The organism is Flavobacterium sp. (genome assembly GCF_017744675.1).
GTDB lineage: Bacteria > Bacteroidota > Bacteroidia > Flavobacteriales > Flavobacteriaceae > Flavobacterium.
This window is the reverse complement of record NZ_JAGIAV010000002.1, coordinates 721,216-736,884: the sequence shown is the minus strand read 5'-3', so window position 1 is coordinate 736,884 and position 15,669 is coordinate 721,216. Positions and strand designations below refer to the sequence as shown.

Below are 15,669 nucleotides of genomic sequence, written 5' to 3'. Positions count from 1 at the left end.
GATTATTTTTTCGAAGCCGGTTTTCCGTTTTTAGTAGTGATTATAACAACACCTTTTTTGCCTCGTTCGCCATATTTAGAAGTAGCTTCGAGATCTTGCAAAACAGTGATCGTTTTTATTTCCTGTTTGTCCAAAGGCGCATATGGACTCGTTGGATTTTTGCCAAATAAATCTTGTTCAGAATAATAAATGCCATCAATAATGTATAAAGGATCATCCAAAACTACAAGAGACTCCATGTTTTCAGGCTGTAAATTTGGAAGCTGCTCTTGCATCATTTTGTCTTTCTTTGCATCATCGCTATGTGCCATTGCTTTTCCGTTAAAAACAACCAAAGGAGCATTTTTCTTAGCTTTTTGTGTTGGCGAAGCGGCAGAATAGGCAACTTTTGCAGAAGCTCTTTCAGAAAAATTGGAATAACCCATATCTGGCGTTACTTCTTTTTTTGACGAGATATTATCTTCTTCATCAAAAGTATCATTTAATAAAACTTGTGCTGGCATAGCTGTTTCTGCTGCAATTTTTGGCGCAGGCGCAGACAACGCAGGTTCTGCTTGAGGAAGTGTGGTTTCCTGAATAGCTACTCGCTCTTTATGTTTAGTCTGTTTTTCTAAAATTGTAACAGCTTCTTCGCTAGAAACTATATCAGAGTTTGAAGAAGGAGTTGCAACTTTTTGATCTGAAACGGGCTCTTGAGTTTGCTTGATTTCTTTTTCTTCATAAACTACTTTCGGAGTTTCTGCTGCAACTTCCTTATTTGAATTTATAAATTGATATCCCAAAGAAATCAGTAAAAGAAGAGAAGCTGCAATGGCAATTTTTTTCCATAAAGCGATTGTTTTTTTATCTTCTTTTTTGTCCAGTTTTTCTTCAACGCGTGCCCAGACTTTTTCCATTCCTGGAAAGTCTTGAAACTCGGCTTTTTGCGAAGCTTCTTTTATTTTATCGAATAATTTATCTTGATTGTCCATGACTATTTTGCTTTTTGATAATACAATTTATTAACCAGTTCTTTCAATTTGGTCTTAGCAGCATTCAATTGTGATTTTGAGGTGCCTTCAGAGATCTTTAGCATTTCGGCTATTTCTTTGTGTCCGTAACCTTCAATAACAAAAAGGTTAAACACCGTTTTACAGCCGTCTGGAATATGGTTTAATAAATTAAGCAGATCTTCTTCTTCCAACGTATTCAATTCATCAACAGAAGGCTGAGAAATCCGCTTTACGTCGTCGAGATACATATTAAAGTTAGTCGCTTTTCTAATCGTTGCCAAACAATGATTCACCGTTATTCTTTTTGCCCAAGCTTCAAAAGCATAAGCTTCTTTTAACTGATCTAGTTTGGTGAAAATAGTGAAGAACGAATCGGCTAGTGCTTCTTCAATTTCTTCTTCCTTTTTTAAATATCTTTTACAAAGGCGGTACAACTTCGGTGCCATGTATTCGTACACCTCACGCTGCGCATCGCGGTGCATTTTTTTACAGTTTGCTATTTGAGTCTCGTTTATCACAATTGTTGTCTTTCTTATATAGAGAGCGAAAAAGATAAAAAGGTTGGAACGGGGTGAAAAAAAAAATAAAAATAATCATTTTTGCTTTTCAGCGAAAGCAAAAAAAATCTGTAGAAGGACTAAGTTACTTCTACAGATTTTTTGAAATTATATTTTGTGATTTTACTTTTTAAGCTGAAACTTAGTGTTTCCAACCTGCCATAATGCAAATGCCCACATGTCTGCTTCATCACCGTAAGTAACATCTAAGTCACTTGAATGATGTCCGTTGGCATAGTTAACGTGTAACAAAATTGGATTTTCTGAGCTATTATAATTTTGCAATATTGCAGCAAACTTACCAGGTTCCCATGGTGCAACTCTAGGATCATTAATTCCTGTACGAATGAAAGTAGCTGGATATTTTTCGCCTTTCTTCACTTTGCTTTGCGAATCCATTTCTAAAATATATTTCACATCTTCTTCATTTTTTAAAGTTCCGATCTCTGGAATTTGATTTGCTCCATTTGGAGAAGTTTCCATTCGAATTGCATTGGTACAACCTACTTCAACCAGTGCTACTTTATAAAGATCGGGACGTTCTGTAATTGCTCTTCCAATTAATACACCTCCCATACTTACTCCATTTCCAATAAGTTTTTCTTTAGAAGTATATTTTTCTTTTACCAAATATTCTGAACAAGCAATAAAATCTTTCCAAGTATTTGGCTTTTTAGCTTTCATCCCATCTAAGTGCCATTGATTGCCTTTTTCGCCTCCTCCGCGGGGATGGGCAAATGCAACAATAGTATTTTGTTCCAATAGTGTCATTAAACTTGGACCTACAAAATAAGGATACTGACTAATTCCATATGCTCCATATCCTGTAATATAGCAGGGTGTTGAACTATCCATTTTTATATTTTTAGGATAAATAATAGATAAGGGTACCATTACGCCATCGTGACTTGGTACTTCTACTTCTTTTACAATATAATTTTTGCTAAAGTCAGGAAAAGAACCATTAGCGGTTAATTCTTTGCTTTTTTCTAATTTGCCAGTTTGGGCGTCATAATCATAATCAGTAGAAGGTGTAACCCAGCCATTGTTAAACAGCATCATGTTATCGTTTTGACGTGGACTTAATGGATATGATGCATTAGAACCCGCTGGAAGTGGAATTTTTTTGATTTCTAAAGTTTTGGCATTAACTTGAAAAACTTCCTGATTGATTCCGTCGCTCAAATTATAGAAAATGAAGTTTTTAGACTTTCTTAATCTTCGTATAACTTTATCGTTTTCTGGAACAAGAATCGTTGGATTATTAAAATCTGGATTTTTTAGACTTGTATATGCCAGTTTGTAATTAGGAGCATTTTTATGAGTAAGAAAAAAAACTTTATCACCAATAATTTGACTATCTGTTACATCATCTTCAAATTTTACTAATGGTTTCCAATTAATTTTTGATTTTCCTAATTCTGAGAATGGAGCATAAAATGAGAATTCTTCATTTTTTGTAGATCCAATATCTAAAATAATATACGAATAATCATCAGGTAATTTAACATAAGGAAATTGTGCAGCTAGAATTCCTAATTCAGGATTGTTTTCTTTTGAAGCCAATATTTTATCTGTTTTTGGATCAGTGCCAATAACATGTAAAAAAGCTTTCATGTTCTTCAAAAAATCATCACTTGTATTATCTCTCGTAGCCATTTGTGTATATGTTATGGCTTTACTGTCTGGAGTAAATTCAAAAGGAAATTCGCTCCAAACAGGCGTAAGTTTATCTGAAAGGAATTTTTTCGATTCGAGATCCATAATTTTTAGGTCGCAAACTTCTGCACCACCTTCAGATATGGTTATAGCTAATTTTTTATTATCAGGACTAATATTAAAATTGGTAATAGTTGCACCTTTAGCAATTGTATTTGGATCTAATAGTAAAATTTCAGCTCCATTTCTGTTTTTACGGAAATACAACTTATATATGTTTTCTTGCTTTTTATTTTTTGTGTAGTAGAAAATATCACCAACCTGTCTAATATATCCGTATTGATCTCCACCCAAAGCTTGAATTTCTTTTATTCTATTAAAAAGAACATCACGTCCAGAAATTGTTTTCACAATAGAATTGGTATAATCCGATTCGTCTTTGAACCATTTTTGAACTTCAGGATTGTTCATGTCTTCAAGCCATCTGTATGAATCTGTGATTTTTGTTCCAAAATAGTCATCTACAACAGGACGTTCAGGAGTCGTAGGATATTTGTACTGAGCTTGTGAGGCTTGACTTGTAATAAAAACTAAAAGAGCGAAAGCGGTTTTTCTGATCATTATTTTAAAATTGGTTATCTTAAGTTATTTGATTTTGGTATAAAAGACGCAATTTTAAGAAAAATGTTACGATTTATTTAATCGGCAACGTTAATTTATAAATCTTAGTTTCTAAAACCTCTGTATCATTGTCTTCGCAAAGTAAAAACTCTATTTTATTATTTTCTTTTTTGTAAAGAGTTAAGCCTTCAAATTTATTGGTTGCTGTAATTTTTTGGGTGAAATCTATTTTCATGGTTTTCACGTCGATTCTTCCGATAAAACTTCCTAAGATTTCGCCGTCATCGTAAGTAGATTTGGTGTCTTCTGCGGTTGAAAGGAAATAGATTTTATCATCGACCAAAATGGCATCTGTAAAACTGGAGCGAACGCCTTTTATTTTTGGAAGTTTGTAATTGACAGAAATCAAGGCAAATTCTTCTCCGAGATTTTTGGCATGAATCGTAAAAATGGTGTTTTTGTTGGTTACGCCATTTCCGCGATTGAATAAATACCAGTTTTCTCCATCAAAAATAGCACCCTCCAGATTAAAATCTTTTGGTTTTATTTCACTGAAATTCTGCATTACCGCATACAGATCGACTAAATTATTTTTTTGTAAAACGGTTTTTGATTTCATATCAAACTCAATCATTTTGTTTCGATTTTCGGTTGAACCAGAGCCAAAAACATACAATGTATCATTATGATGTGTTAGAGATTCGAAATCGGGTTTTAGGTTTTTCGGAATATTTTGCGTCGGATTGTCAATTAAAGCATGTTGGTTTAATTGTTTGTTTTCGATATTGTATTCGTACAGAAATCCGCTGTTGTCGCCAATTACGTAAAGTGAATTGTTATTGAAAAATAATCCTGATGCAGAACCGATTCCGATAATTTGAAATAATATTTCTAATGTGAATTTTTCCATGAAGTTTTCTATTGAATATTGCAATGAATAGCAGTTCCGATACCGATCGGAATTCGTAAAATTACTATATTTATAAGACAAAAATTGAAAAAGATATGAAATCAATAGATCCGAAAGATTTTAAAGTTGTAGAAAAAATTAAGCTCAAAGACATTCCGACTTTATTGTCGGTAAAAGCAGATGACGATGAAAAAGAGGAAAAATTAGATAAAGTACAAGCCAAATTGAGCGATTTGCAAGATGTTATGTATGCGCACAACAAATATTCGGTTTTGATTTGCCTTCAAGGAATGGATACTTCGGGGAAAGATAGTTTGATTCGGGAAGTTTTTAAAGAATTTAATCCGCGTGGAGTAGTGGTGCATAGTTTTAAAACGCCGACTTCGACAGAATTAGAACATGATTATTTATGGCGCCATTATATTGCGCTTCCAGAAAAAGGGAAGTTTGCGATTTTTAATAGAACGCATTACGAAAATGTTTTGGTGACTCGCGTGCATCCTGAGTATATTTTAGGTGAAAACTTGCCAGGGATTGAATCGGTTGATGATTTAACGCCTGATTTTTGGAAAAATAGAATTGAACAGATCAATAATTTTGAAAAGCATATTTGCCAGAATGGCACAATTGTAATGAAGTTCTATTTGCATTTGAGCAAGGAAGAACAGCGCCAGCGTTTACTGCGACGTCTGGAAGAAGAAAAACACAATTGGAAGTTTTCGCCTGGAGACTTGAAAGAGCGCGGCTATTGGGACGAGTATATGAAATATTATGAAGAAGCAATCAATAAAACATCGACTCTGCACGCGCCATGGTACATTGTTCCTGCAGACGATAAGGAGATGTCACGCTATATTGTAGCTAAAATTATTTGGGAAGAAATGAAAAAGCATACCGATATTAAGGAACCAGAAATGGACGAAAAAACAGCTGCAAATATCGAATTGTATAAAAAAGAATTGGGCGAGAAGGTAAAGTAATTAGTCAATTCGAGAATTGCAGTTAGATACTTCTTGAAACTGTATTTGTAAATTCCGTTGGTCAAAACAACAATGTAGTTCATCAAACTAATTTTAATAGCGCTTATGGTTTGTGCTCCTTTGCATCAAATTAATAAAAACTATTATCATGAACATGTACAAATTATTATTGCTAACTACTATTTTCTTATTAGGATTAATTTCTTCTAAAATCAATGCTCAATCTGCATTTCCGGTTCATTTGGGAATAAAAGGCGGTTCAAATTATTCTGAGTTGCCAGTTTCAGACGATTTCAGTTCAAAATATGCTGTGGGCTATTTTGGAGGCGTTATGGCTCGATTTGATTATAAGCGATTTTATATTCAGAATGAAATCCTTTACAGTGAGAAATCTTCCAAAATTGAAGAAACAACTTCGTCAGTTTCTAAAAATGCAAAATGGAAAAGCATTGAAGTGCCCTTAGTTGTCGGTTATAAAGTGATTGATTATTCTACGATAAATGTTAGAGTTTTTGCTGGAGGAATATATTCTTATGTTTTGGATGAAAACTTTACATCAATAAACCAATTGAAAAACGCGTATGGCAAATTTGATAAATCTAATATCGGATATCAGGTTGGAGCAGGTGTTGAGGTTTGGAAATTTACGGTTGATTTAACCTATCAAGGCGGACTAAATAATGTGAGTAAAAGTTTTAGTTCAAAACCTAATTCATTTAATATCGGTGTTGGCTATTTTTTCTTATAGCACAATTTTTAATCGTTTTCCCTATTATGCAGCAAAGAATCTTTTGGGTTCTTTGCTGTTTCGTTAAAAAATATAGGGCTACTTTTGATGTTAAATTTTCTAATTAAATTATAGATGATTGCAATTAATAAAAATAGACACTGGATGTTTTTAGTCTTTTTCTGGTGTCTGTTAGGTTTTACAATTTGGGGACAGCTAATAGAAGATTACAGTTTTTGGTCTGCTTTTTCTCAGTCTATTTTAATTTTATTTTGTTCAACCGCTTTAGCGCATTTTTTAAGTGATGTATTATTGCCTCGAGCTTTAAAGAAAAACAAAATGGCTTTGTTTGCCTTGCAAGGTTTTGCAGTTGTGCTTGTTTTGTCGTTTTGTTTGGCTACAATTTATGCTGTTTTTTCAAACCCAGAATCCAGAAGTAGGGTATATCCTGATCAAGCTAACTTAAGTACACTTGAATTTTTATGGACACAATTTTATGGCAGCATTCCAGCAGCAATTTTAATAAGCAGTACTGCCTGCGGACTTCGTTTTTATCAGGAACATAATGCTATCGAAAGAAGTCATGCCGAATTGAAACAAGTTCATTTAGAGGCTCAAATCAAGATTTTGCAAGATCAGATCAATCCGCATTTAATGTTTAATATTTTAAACCATATTCATATTCTGATGCAAAGCGATGTAAAGCTGGCTTCAGATTTATTGGTTCAGTTTTCGGATATTTTGAGATACCAATTGTACGAATGCAATAAAGAATATGTGCCTTTGCACCTTGAAATTAAATATTTGAAAGACTTAATTGCTGTCGAGGAAACCAGATGGGGAAATGAACTCGAGGTAAAAAGCAAATGGAATATTGAAGATGGACAGCTTCAAATTGTGCCTTTGCTTTTGGTCCCATTAATTGAGAATGCCTTTAAACATGTTTCAAGACTTCCGGATCAGAAAAGATATGTGCATTTGTCCTGCAAGCAGCATAACAATCAATTGAACTTTAAAATTGAAAACTCTTATACGGAACAATACAAAATGCCTTCAAAAAATCAGGGATTAGGTTTGGAGAATGTAAAGAAAAGACTGGAAATACAATATCCCGAAAAACATAAATTGAATATCCATAAAACCGATTCGGACTTTACAGTTGAAGTGGTTTTAGATTTGAAATGATTTTTTAGCCACAAATTACACAAATGAGCACGAATTTTTAATCTTCGAAATCTTAACGTATTGCTTTGTGTACTTTGCGGTTGAATTTTTAGCCACAGATCATAAGGATTAAATGATTTTATTTTAGCCACGAATTGCACGAATTAGCACGATTTTTTTAATCCGCAACGCTTAGTGATCTTTGCATCCTTTTAAAAATAAAAACTTTGCGAACTTTGCGTAAAACCTTTGCGAACTTTGCGGTTAAAGAAAAAAATCTGCCAAATCTGCGGGAAACCAAAAAACAAAACCTGAAACAGAAAACCATGAATATGAAATGTCTCATTATCGATGATGAACCTATAGCAAGAAACGGAATAGCGGATTTTGCGTCTAAAATTGATTTTCTAGAAGTTGTAGCTACTTGCGCTTCGGCTTTGGAAGCTACTTCCTATCTTCAGGAAAAACAGATAGATTTATTATTTCTGGATATAAATATGCCTTATTTGTCCGGTTTAGAGTTTTTGGAATCTTTAGAGAATCCACCATTAGCGATTTTTACCACTGCTTATTCCGAACATGCTTTAGATGGATATCGACTTCAAGTTGTAGATTATTTATTAAAGCCCATTACTTTTCAGCGCTTTTATCAGGCATCTTTAAAAGCAAAGCAATGGTATCAAATGCTGAATTCTCCAAAACAAAATCAATTGGATCCTTTTTTATATGTGCGTCAGGAAGAAGGATTTCAGAAAATTTCCTGGATAGATATTCTGTATATCGAAGGAATGCAAAATTATGCTAAGCTTCATTTTAAGGATAAAGTACTAATTATTCATCAAACCATGATTTCATTAGAAGAAACGCTTCCCGCAGAAATTTTCTTTAGAATTCACAAATCATTTCTGGTAAATGTTACCCATATCGATTCTGTTTCTGGCGGACGTTTATTTATAAAAGGACAAGAACTACCTATTTCAAGAACTCGCAGAGAAGTTTTATTGAAAGAGGTAGTTTATAAAAATTTGTTAAGCCGATAACTTGTTGGGTAATGCCATTAAGTTCAGTTATTTTAGATCGCGGATTAACGATTTTTGATTTCAGATTTGGTATGGCTCAATATTATGTAAGTCAATATAGCCCAAGGTTTCAACCTTGGGAACACAAACGAAGGCGATTATCATTGCGTCCCCAAGGTTAAAACCATTGGCTAAGTTTTTATAAATTGTGTTAAGCCGATAGCTCTAGAATTTCCATTTTAGAGCTATTGCTCCATAAAAAGTTGTTGTGAATTTTGGATCGGCAATATCTTTTTCTTTAAAAATTTCTTTGATTTTTCGGTTAGTTGTAGAAAAACTTCTTAGAAGCGTAGTTCCTCCCGTTGGTTCTAAAGTCCAATGCTCTCCAAATTTTATCTGAGGTCTTAAACCTGCAATTATTTGCTGATATCCAAGTAATGAAGATTTATTTCCAATTTTGGTTTCAGCTGTCATTCCGCTTAATTCTACTACTGCTTTTAAGTCAAACGTATCAGACATTCGATAGCCAACTTCTGCGCCTTCTGGAAAAGTAATTTTAAAATGTAACGCTCCAGTAGTTTCCCAATTAAAATAAATTCCAGGAAGAACCATTGGCACACCAAAACTATTGGTTAAAACAGGTCCAACCCCTAAAGCCAGTTTGGGATTAAATTGTTTAATAAAAAGAACTCCTCCCTGCAGCAAGACATCATCTTTATTAATTTCGACCATATCGGTATAAACGCCAACAGAAGCCATTAGTAATAAAGACCAAGATGGAGAAATAGAACGTAAATGTTTAACTCCAATTTGAGTGTTGAGTAATTCTGTTGGAAACCCTCCTTGAAATTCTATTGGCAGATCTTGAATATTGTAGTTTCTGTTTTCCATTTTGGCATAACTAGCATTAAACACTACAGACCACAGTTTTGGATGATTGTATTGGTCCATTTTTAAAGAAAGCGGTACTTCAAAAGCAATCTGTGCTCTTTTAAAATTGCTTTCGGCATTTGTTTTAGTACTGTCCATTGGTCTAACGTATTTAGAAAAAGGGACATAATCGAGTTTAAATTCGCCTGAAATTCCCGATTGTGATTGTGCCGCAACTGTAATCAATAAAAGAATAAGTTGAGATAAATAAATGACTGTTTTGTTCATGATTCGATTAATTTTTCTGCGAATTACCGCGTTCTCAATCGATCTTAAAAAATCATTTGACTAATAGCACTTTTGTTTTGACCAATGGTAATGATATAAAATAAAAAGCCCGACAGACTCCTCAGACTGTCGGGCTTTTACCAAAAACAAAATAATAAATTAAACCTATTTTTTTATAGTTTAAAACCATAAGCCACACGCAGTGCTACTTGATTGGTTTTAAAGTCATGATAATCTTCGTAACGAACACTTAAGTCGATGTACTTGTTGGCGTAGCCAATACCTGGAGCCCATAAAAAGGTTGTTTTGTCATAACCGTTTGTTACCGCAAAACCAGCACCAAGTTCTCCTAAAACATAAAATTGATCTTTTAAGACAAAAGCTTTAAAACCTGCTTTGGCCGGTATAAATCCAAGATCTTTTACGTTATTTCCAAGTTCATCTTTCCCCATAAATAAATTTGTAAATCCCGTTGTTAAGGTTAATGATGTTTTTTTTGAAAGATCGTACTGTAAACGTACATCTCCACCAAGAGACCAGTCATAATCGTTGTCGGTTGGAAGACCTCCATTTAACCCGATTCCGATTCTAAATCCCTGATCGTAATTTTCGACTTCGCTGTCTTGAGCAAAAGTTGTGTTGGCAAATAAAAACGTGAACGCAGCTAGGCATAACATCTGTAATTTTTTCATGGCTTATATTTTTGAAATTTCTATGATGTAAAATTATACGGTAGACATTTGGAGATCGTTATACAATTTTTAAAAATCGTTACATAATATTGAGTTCGTCTTATTTTTGTCTTAAAATTGGCATATATTTTTATTGATGGGATAGAATTCGAAGCTTCTGACTATCTTTGCCGACTAAAAAAGAATATAAGTGAATTTAAAGCAGTACACCAAAGAGTTTTCGTATAATTTAAGACTGGCATATCCCGTAATTCTGGGTATGGTCGGACATACTTTAATTGGTATTGTCGACAATATCATGGTTGGTAAAATTGGAAGTACGGAATTGGCCGCGGTTTCGCTTGGAAACAGCATGATTTTTATCGCCATGTCTTTAGGAATCGGATTCTCTACGGCTATTACACCTATTGTTGCCGAAGGAGATGCAGAGAAAAACGATACTAAAATCCGTTCGGCCTTTCATCACGGTTTATTTTTATGTACCATTTTAGGGTTGGTACTTTTTACCGTAATCATGTTTGCTAAACCTATTATGGAATTGCTAAAACAGCCAGCAGACGTTATTGTATTAGCAAAACCTTATTTAGGCTGGGTGGCTTTTTCTTTGATTCCGCTAGTAATGTATCAAGGATATAAGCAATTTGCAGACGGAATGTCATTAACCAAATATTCCATGTATGCGATGGTTATGGCAAACGTTCTCCACGTGGGTATAAATTATGTATTGATTTACGGAATTTGGATTTTTCCGAAAATGGGAATTATCGGAGCCGCTTTAGGAACTGTAATTTCGAGAATATTTTTGGTGATGTTCATGCATATCATGCTTTCGCGAAGAGATGATTTAAAACGCTTTTTTAAAGGTTTTAGTTTTAATGAAATACAAAAAGCGACTATAAAAAAGATTATCAGCATCGGATTTCCTTCTGCCATGCAAATGCTTTTTGAAGTGGTTTTGTTTACAGCTTCTATCTGGCTTTGCGGAAATATCGGAAAAACAAGTCAGGCAGCCAATCAGATTGCTTTGAGTTTGGCATCGATGACTTTTATGTTTGCAATGGGACTGAGCGTGACATCGATGGTGCGCGTAAGCAATCAGAGAGGTTTAATGGATTACAAAAAACTGATTGTTGTGGCGCGTTCGATTTTCTTGCTTGCCATCATTCTAGAAACCATTTTTGCCATTTTCTTTGTTGTTTTCCACAATTATCTTCCGAACATTTTCTTGAATATGGAAAATACAGGACAAATTTTAGATAACGAAGAAGTAATTAGCATCGCATCAAAACTGCTTTTAATTGCGGCGGTTTTCCAGATTTCTGACGGAATTCAGGTCGTAGTTCTAGGTGCTCTGCGCGGTTTGCAAGATGTAAAAGTGCCGATGTACATTACTTTTGTAGCTTATTGGGTAATTGGCTTTCCTATTTCGTATTATCTAGGAGAATATACTGAATTGAAGGCACAAGGAGTTTGGATCGGACTTTTGGCAGGTTTGACTGCAGCAGCGATTTGCCTTTATGTCCGTTTTCATTATTTATCAAAAAGATTAATAAACAATTCAGACACAGAATAATTAAATTTGAAAAATATATCTTGCTATTGAAGGAAAAAATCCTTTTTAATCCTTTCAATCAGTGGCAAAAAAATAATAAATCATTCACTAAAAAATAAACACACATATGGAATTACCTAAATTTTTACTTGGAGATAACACCGATTTTCCAGATGATATTTTTATCATTCACTTGGATTATCCAAGATTCATTATCAATTTGAAAGATGATGAGGTAGAGTTTTTAGAAGAAGCCGAAGATCTTGACGAAGCAGAATTAAATGCCGAAATGGAAGGTTTAATTGAAAAAGCAAATGAGTTTTACGACAGAGAAATTAATCGTTACGAAGAGTAATTATCTGACTTTACGTTCTTATACTATTTTTAATGAAAAACTTACGTTACTTAAAACCGATTTTTAGCTTTATTGCAATCGGATTGTTGATTACAACTCTAAGCAGAATATTTTTATTTTTTCTTTTTAAAGAAAGAGTAATGCAAACACCAGATTTCTGGCATATTTTTCCAATCGGTCTTCGAATGGATTTGATATTGCTTTGTTATTTGTCATTTCTTCCAGCATTGCTAATTACTTTTCTGCCAAATAAAGCGATAAAGTTTACCAATAAGTTCTTGGTAATTTACAGTTTCTTGTTTCTATTTCTAATTCTTTTTGTAGAATTAGCTTCGCCAGATTTTGTAAAACAATACGATACACGCCCCAATAAGATTTTCTTAGATTATCTGATTTATCCAAAAGAAGTAGTTGGAATGCTTTTAAAAAGTTATCTGACTTCTATAATTGTAACCTTCCTTATTTTAGGAGTGACCCTTTATTTTGCTATCAAAAAAGGAAAACAATTATTTTATACCTCAAGTGCAGATTATAAGTTCAAATTAATGTTATTCCCATTAGTGGCTTTTTTATTGTTTTTTGGAGCACGTTCGAGTCTAACTTCAAAACGCCCAATTAACGGTAGTAATGCTGTTTTCTCAACAGATCAGTTAACCAATACTTTGGGATTAAATTCATTTTATACGGTTGCTTTTGCGGCCTATTCAATCAAAAATGAAGGAAATACAAAGATGTATGGCAAAATGGATGAAGCCGAAGCGATTGCTCGTGTTAAAAAATACATGGTCGCTGGGCCAAAAGATTTTACCGATGCCGATATTCCGTTTTTGCATGTGCAGCAGCCAGATTCTGTCGTAAAGAAACCGTATAACTTGGTAATCTTTTTGCAAGAAAGTTTAGGTGCAGAATATGTTGGAATTTTAGGCGGAAAACCTTTAACTCCAGAATTTGATAAATTATCTAAAGAAGGAACTTTGTTCACCAACTTGTACTGTACAGGAACAAGAAGTGTTCGCGGAATTGAAGCGGTTGTAACTGGATTTTTGCCTTCTCCATCAGAAAGTGTTGTAAAATTGGGTAATTCGCAACAAGGATTTTTCACATTAGCCGATGCTTTAAAACAAAAAGGGTACGAAACAAGTTTCATTTATGGCGGAATGGCCAATTTTGACAACATGGCTTCGTTTTTCAACGGAAACGGTTTCAGCGATATTGTCGATCAAGAAGATTTTGAGTCCGATGGAAACAAATATGCTTTCAAAGGAACTTGGGGCTATTCTGATGAAGATTTGGTTACTAAAGCAAATAACTACTTCAAATCAAAAGGAGACAAACCATTTTTCTCTTTGATGTTCTCAACTTCAAATCATGAACCTTTTGAATATCCAGCGGGAAGAATAAAACCTTACGATAAAAAGCCTAATACAGTAAATAATGCCATGAAATATGCCGATTTTTCTATTGGGAAATTCTTCGAAATGGCAAAAAAAGAGGCTTACTTTAAAAACACCATTTTTATTGTAATTGCCGATCACAATACCAGAACATACGGTAAAAATTTAGTTCCGATTAATAAATTCCATATTCCAGCATTTATTATGGGACCTGGAGTTGCAAAAGGAGCCGTTTACGATAGATTAGCAAGCCAGATTGATATTCCGCCAACATTGTTAGGTTATTTAGGAATTCCGTTTGAAACGCCAATGGTAGGCCGTAATTTAACGAAACTAGATTCAAAAGTACAAGGAAGATCTATTATGCAGTTTAATGATATTAATGCTTTTAGAGTAGAAAACCAAGTGGTGATCATGCAGCCAAACTTGAAACCGCTTCAATTCCAAATTAAAAATGATACAACTCTAATTCCTGTAAAACTAAACGAAGATTTAGCAAAAGATGCCTTAGCGCATGTTATTACAGCAGGAAATTTGTATAAAGAAAGTAAGTATAAGCTTAGAGCTAAAAAATAGTGACAGAGTAACAGAGATACAGAGTGACAGAGTAAAAAAGCTTTGAGGCTCTGTTTCTTTGTTACTTTGTTACTTTGTTGAAATATATTTTCAACAAATTAGAAGCAGCTGCAAACGATGAGATTTCATTGTTTTGCACTGCTTTTTTGCTTTCTTCCAATAATGAAATAATTTCGGGCTGATTGAAGAAATTTTGTTTCAGCTGTTCGTTGATGGTTTCCATCATCCAGAAATGATTTTGTTCGTTTCTTTTTTCTTGGAAAAATCCGCTTTCTCTTGTTTGTTCGAAATAATTAGAAATCGTATTCCAAACTTCCGGAATTCCGTCTTTTGTTAGCGAACTGCAAGTAGTGACTTTGGGTTGCCAATTTGATTTTTTTGGAGGAAATAAATGTAACGCCCGATTAAAATCCACTTTTGCTTGATTGGCTTTTTTGATATTATCACCGTCAGCTTTGTTGATTGCAATTGCATCTGCCATTTCCATAATGCCTCGTTTAATGCCTTGAAGTTCATCGCCAGCGCCAGAAATTTTTAGCAGCAAAAAGAAATCTACCATGCTGTGAACGGCAGTTTCACTTTGGCCAACACCAACCGTTTCGATAATAATAGTATCAAAACCTGCGGCCTCACAAAGAATTATAGTTTCTCTAGTTTTTCGTGCCACACCGCCTAAAGTTTCACCAGAAGCACTTGGTCGAATAAAAGCATTTTCATCTTTTACCAATTCTTCCATTCGGGTTTTGTCGCCTAAAATACTTCCGTGTGAAAGCGAACTGCTTGGATCAACCGCGAGAACGGCTACTTTTTTCCCAAGTTCTGTCAAATGTTTTCCAAAAGCTTCAATAAAAGTGCTTTTCCCAACACCAGGAACGCCTGTAATTCCAACACGAACTGATTTATTGGCATGAGGTAAACAGCCTTGAACGACTTCGCCTGCTTTTTCAAAATGATCCGGATTGGTACTTTCAATTAAAGTAATAGCACGGCTTAAAGAAGTTCGATTGCCTTCTAAAATACCATTGATTAATTCGTGAGAAGTGGGCTGCTGTCTGCGTTTGTTTTTAATTTGATTGATAGCCGAAATATTGGTGATTTCGGGAGGTGAAATTCCAGCTTTTTCAGATATACTGCCAGATTGTTTATTAGAATTTGACAAAACGCACTTTTTAGAAATGTAAAAGTACTGAAAACAAAAACAGTTTCAAAAGACAATCATACCTTTGAAACTGTATAAATTTATTTGCCACGAATTCACGAATTATTGTTGCATTTCTTTGTCTTCCTGAGCGAAGTCGAAGGACACGAAAACA

Annotated in this window: 14 protein-coding genes; 7 read left to right on the top strand and 7 right to left on the bottom strand. The window is 34.1% G+C overall.

What is annotated here, in order from left to right; genetic code table 11:
* Positions 1 to 2: 2 nt before the first annotated feature.
* From J7574_RS08620 to J7574_RS08605, 4 genes are all read right to left on the bottom strand, one after another.
* Positions 3 to 971 (bottom strand): hypothetical protein, encoded by a 969-nt coding sequence (locus J7574_RS08620; RefSeq protein WP_290967042.1) that lies wholly within the window; start codon positions 969 to 971, stop codon positions 3 to 5.
* Positions 972 to 973: 2 nt separating this feature from the next.
* Positions 974 to 1,474 carry a sigma-70 family RNA polymerase sigma factor gene (locus J7574_RS08615; protein WP_290967161.1) on the bottom strand — a complete coding sequence of 167 codons (501 nt, stop codon included), beginning with the start codon at positions 1,472 to 1,474 and terminating at the stop codon, positions 974 to 976.
* Between the two features lie 198 nt (positions 1,475 to 1,672).
* The gene (locus tag J7574_RS08610; RefSeq protein ID WP_290967040.1) at positions 1,673 to 3,829 is read right to left on the bottom strand and encodes a prolyl oligopeptidase family serine peptidase; all 2,157 of its coding nucleotides are present in this window, start codon (positions 3,827 to 3,829) and stop codon (positions 1,673 to 1,675) included.
* 73 nt (positions 3,830 to 3,902) lie between these two features.
* Positions 3,903 to 4,739, bottom strand: coding sequence for a hypothetical protein (locus J7574_RS08605; RefSeq protein ID WP_290967038.1), 837 nt, complete (start codon positions 4,737 to 4,739; stop codon positions 3,903 to 3,905).
* A 95-nt stretch (positions 4,740 to 4,834) separates the two neighbouring features.
* Between J7574_RS08605 and J7574_RS08600 the strand changes: the two genes are divergently transcribed.
* The 4 genes from J7574_RS08600 (at position 4,835) to J7574_RS08585 (ending at position 8,650) form a co-directional block, all read left to right on the top strand.
* A complete protein-coding gene (locus J7574_RS08600) occupies positions 4,835 to 5,719 on the top strand; it encodes a PPK2 family polyphosphate kinase (protein ID WP_290967035.1) in 885 nt (294 codons plus the stop codon).
* A 148-nt stretch (positions 5,720 to 5,867) separates the two neighbouring features.
* Positions 5,868 to 6,467 carry a porin family protein gene (locus J7574_RS08595; RefSeq protein ID WP_290967032.1) on the top strand — a complete coding sequence of 200 codons (600 nt, stop codon included), beginning with the start codon at positions 5,868 to 5,870 and terminating at the stop codon, positions 6,465 to 6,467.
* Between the two features lie 144 nt (positions 6,468 to 6,611).
* Entirely contained in the window at positions 6,612 to 7,631 is a 1,020-nt protein-coding gene (locus tag J7574_RS08590; protein ID WP_290967029.1) for a sensor histidine kinase, read from the top strand.
* Positions 7,632 to 7,936: 305 nt separating this feature from the next.
* Positions 7,937 to 8,650 carry a LytTR family DNA-binding domain-containing protein gene (locus tag J7574_RS08585; RefSeq protein ID WP_290967026.1) on the top strand — a complete coding sequence of 238 codons (714 nt, stop codon included), beginning with the start codon at positions 7,937 to 7,939 and terminating at the stop codon, positions 8,648 to 8,650.
* A 204-nt stretch (positions 8,651 to 8,854) separates the two neighbouring features.
* On the opposite strand, the gene J7574_RS08580 is transcribed toward J7574_RS08585, so the two are convergent.
* Together J7574_RS08580 and J7574_RS08575 are read right to left on the bottom strand one after the other, a co-directional pair.
* Positions 8,855 to 9,787 carry a DUF6268 family outer membrane beta-barrel protein gene (locus J7574_RS08580; protein ID WP_290967024.1) on the bottom strand — a complete coding sequence of 311 codons (933 nt, stop codon included), beginning with the start codon at positions 9,785 to 9,787 and terminating at the stop codon, positions 8,855 to 8,857.
* Between the two features lie 173 nt (positions 9,788 to 9,960).
* Positions 9,961 to 10,479, bottom strand: coding sequence for a hypothetical protein (locus J7574_RS08575; RefSeq protein ID WP_290967023.1), 519 nt, complete (start codon positions 10,477 to 10,479; stop codon positions 9,961 to 9,963).
* A 190-nt stretch (positions 10,480 to 10,669) separates the two neighbouring features.
* Between J7574_RS08575 and J7574_RS08570 the strand changes: the two genes are divergently transcribed.
* The 3 genes from J7574_RS08570 (at position 10,670) to J7574_RS08560 (ending at position 14,356) form a co-directional block, all read left to right on the top strand.
* The gene (locus tag J7574_RS08570; protein WP_290967020.1) at positions 10,670 to 12,052 is read left to right on the top strand and encodes an MATE family efflux transporter; all 1,383 of its coding nucleotides are present in this window, start codon (positions 10,670 to 10,672) and stop codon (positions 12,050 to 12,052) included.
* A gap of 106 nt (positions 12,053 to 12,158) precedes the next feature.
* The gene (locus J7574_RS08565; protein ID WP_072973177.1) at positions 12,159 to 12,386 is read left to right on the top strand and encodes a hypothetical protein; all 228 of its coding nucleotides are present in this window, start codon (positions 12,159 to 12,161) and stop codon (positions 12,384 to 12,386) included.
* Positions 12,387 to 12,418: 32 nt separating this feature from the next.
* Complete coding sequence (locus tag J7574_RS08560) at positions 12,419 to 14,356, top strand: LTA synthase family protein (RefSeq protein WP_290967018.1); 1,938 nt, start codon at positions 12,419 to 12,421, stop codon at positions 14,354 to 14,356.
* A gap of 61 nt (positions 14,357 to 14,417) precedes the next feature.
* Here the strand turns inward: J7574_RS08560 and meaB are convergent, their stop codons facing one another.
* A complete protein-coding gene (gene meaB, locus J7574_RS08555; protein ID WP_290967017.1) occupies positions 14,418 to 15,515 on the bottom strand; it encodes a methylmalonyl Co-A mutase-associated GTPase MeaB in 1,098 nt (365 codons plus the stop codon).
* Positions 15,516 to 15,669: the final 154 nt, after the last annotated feature.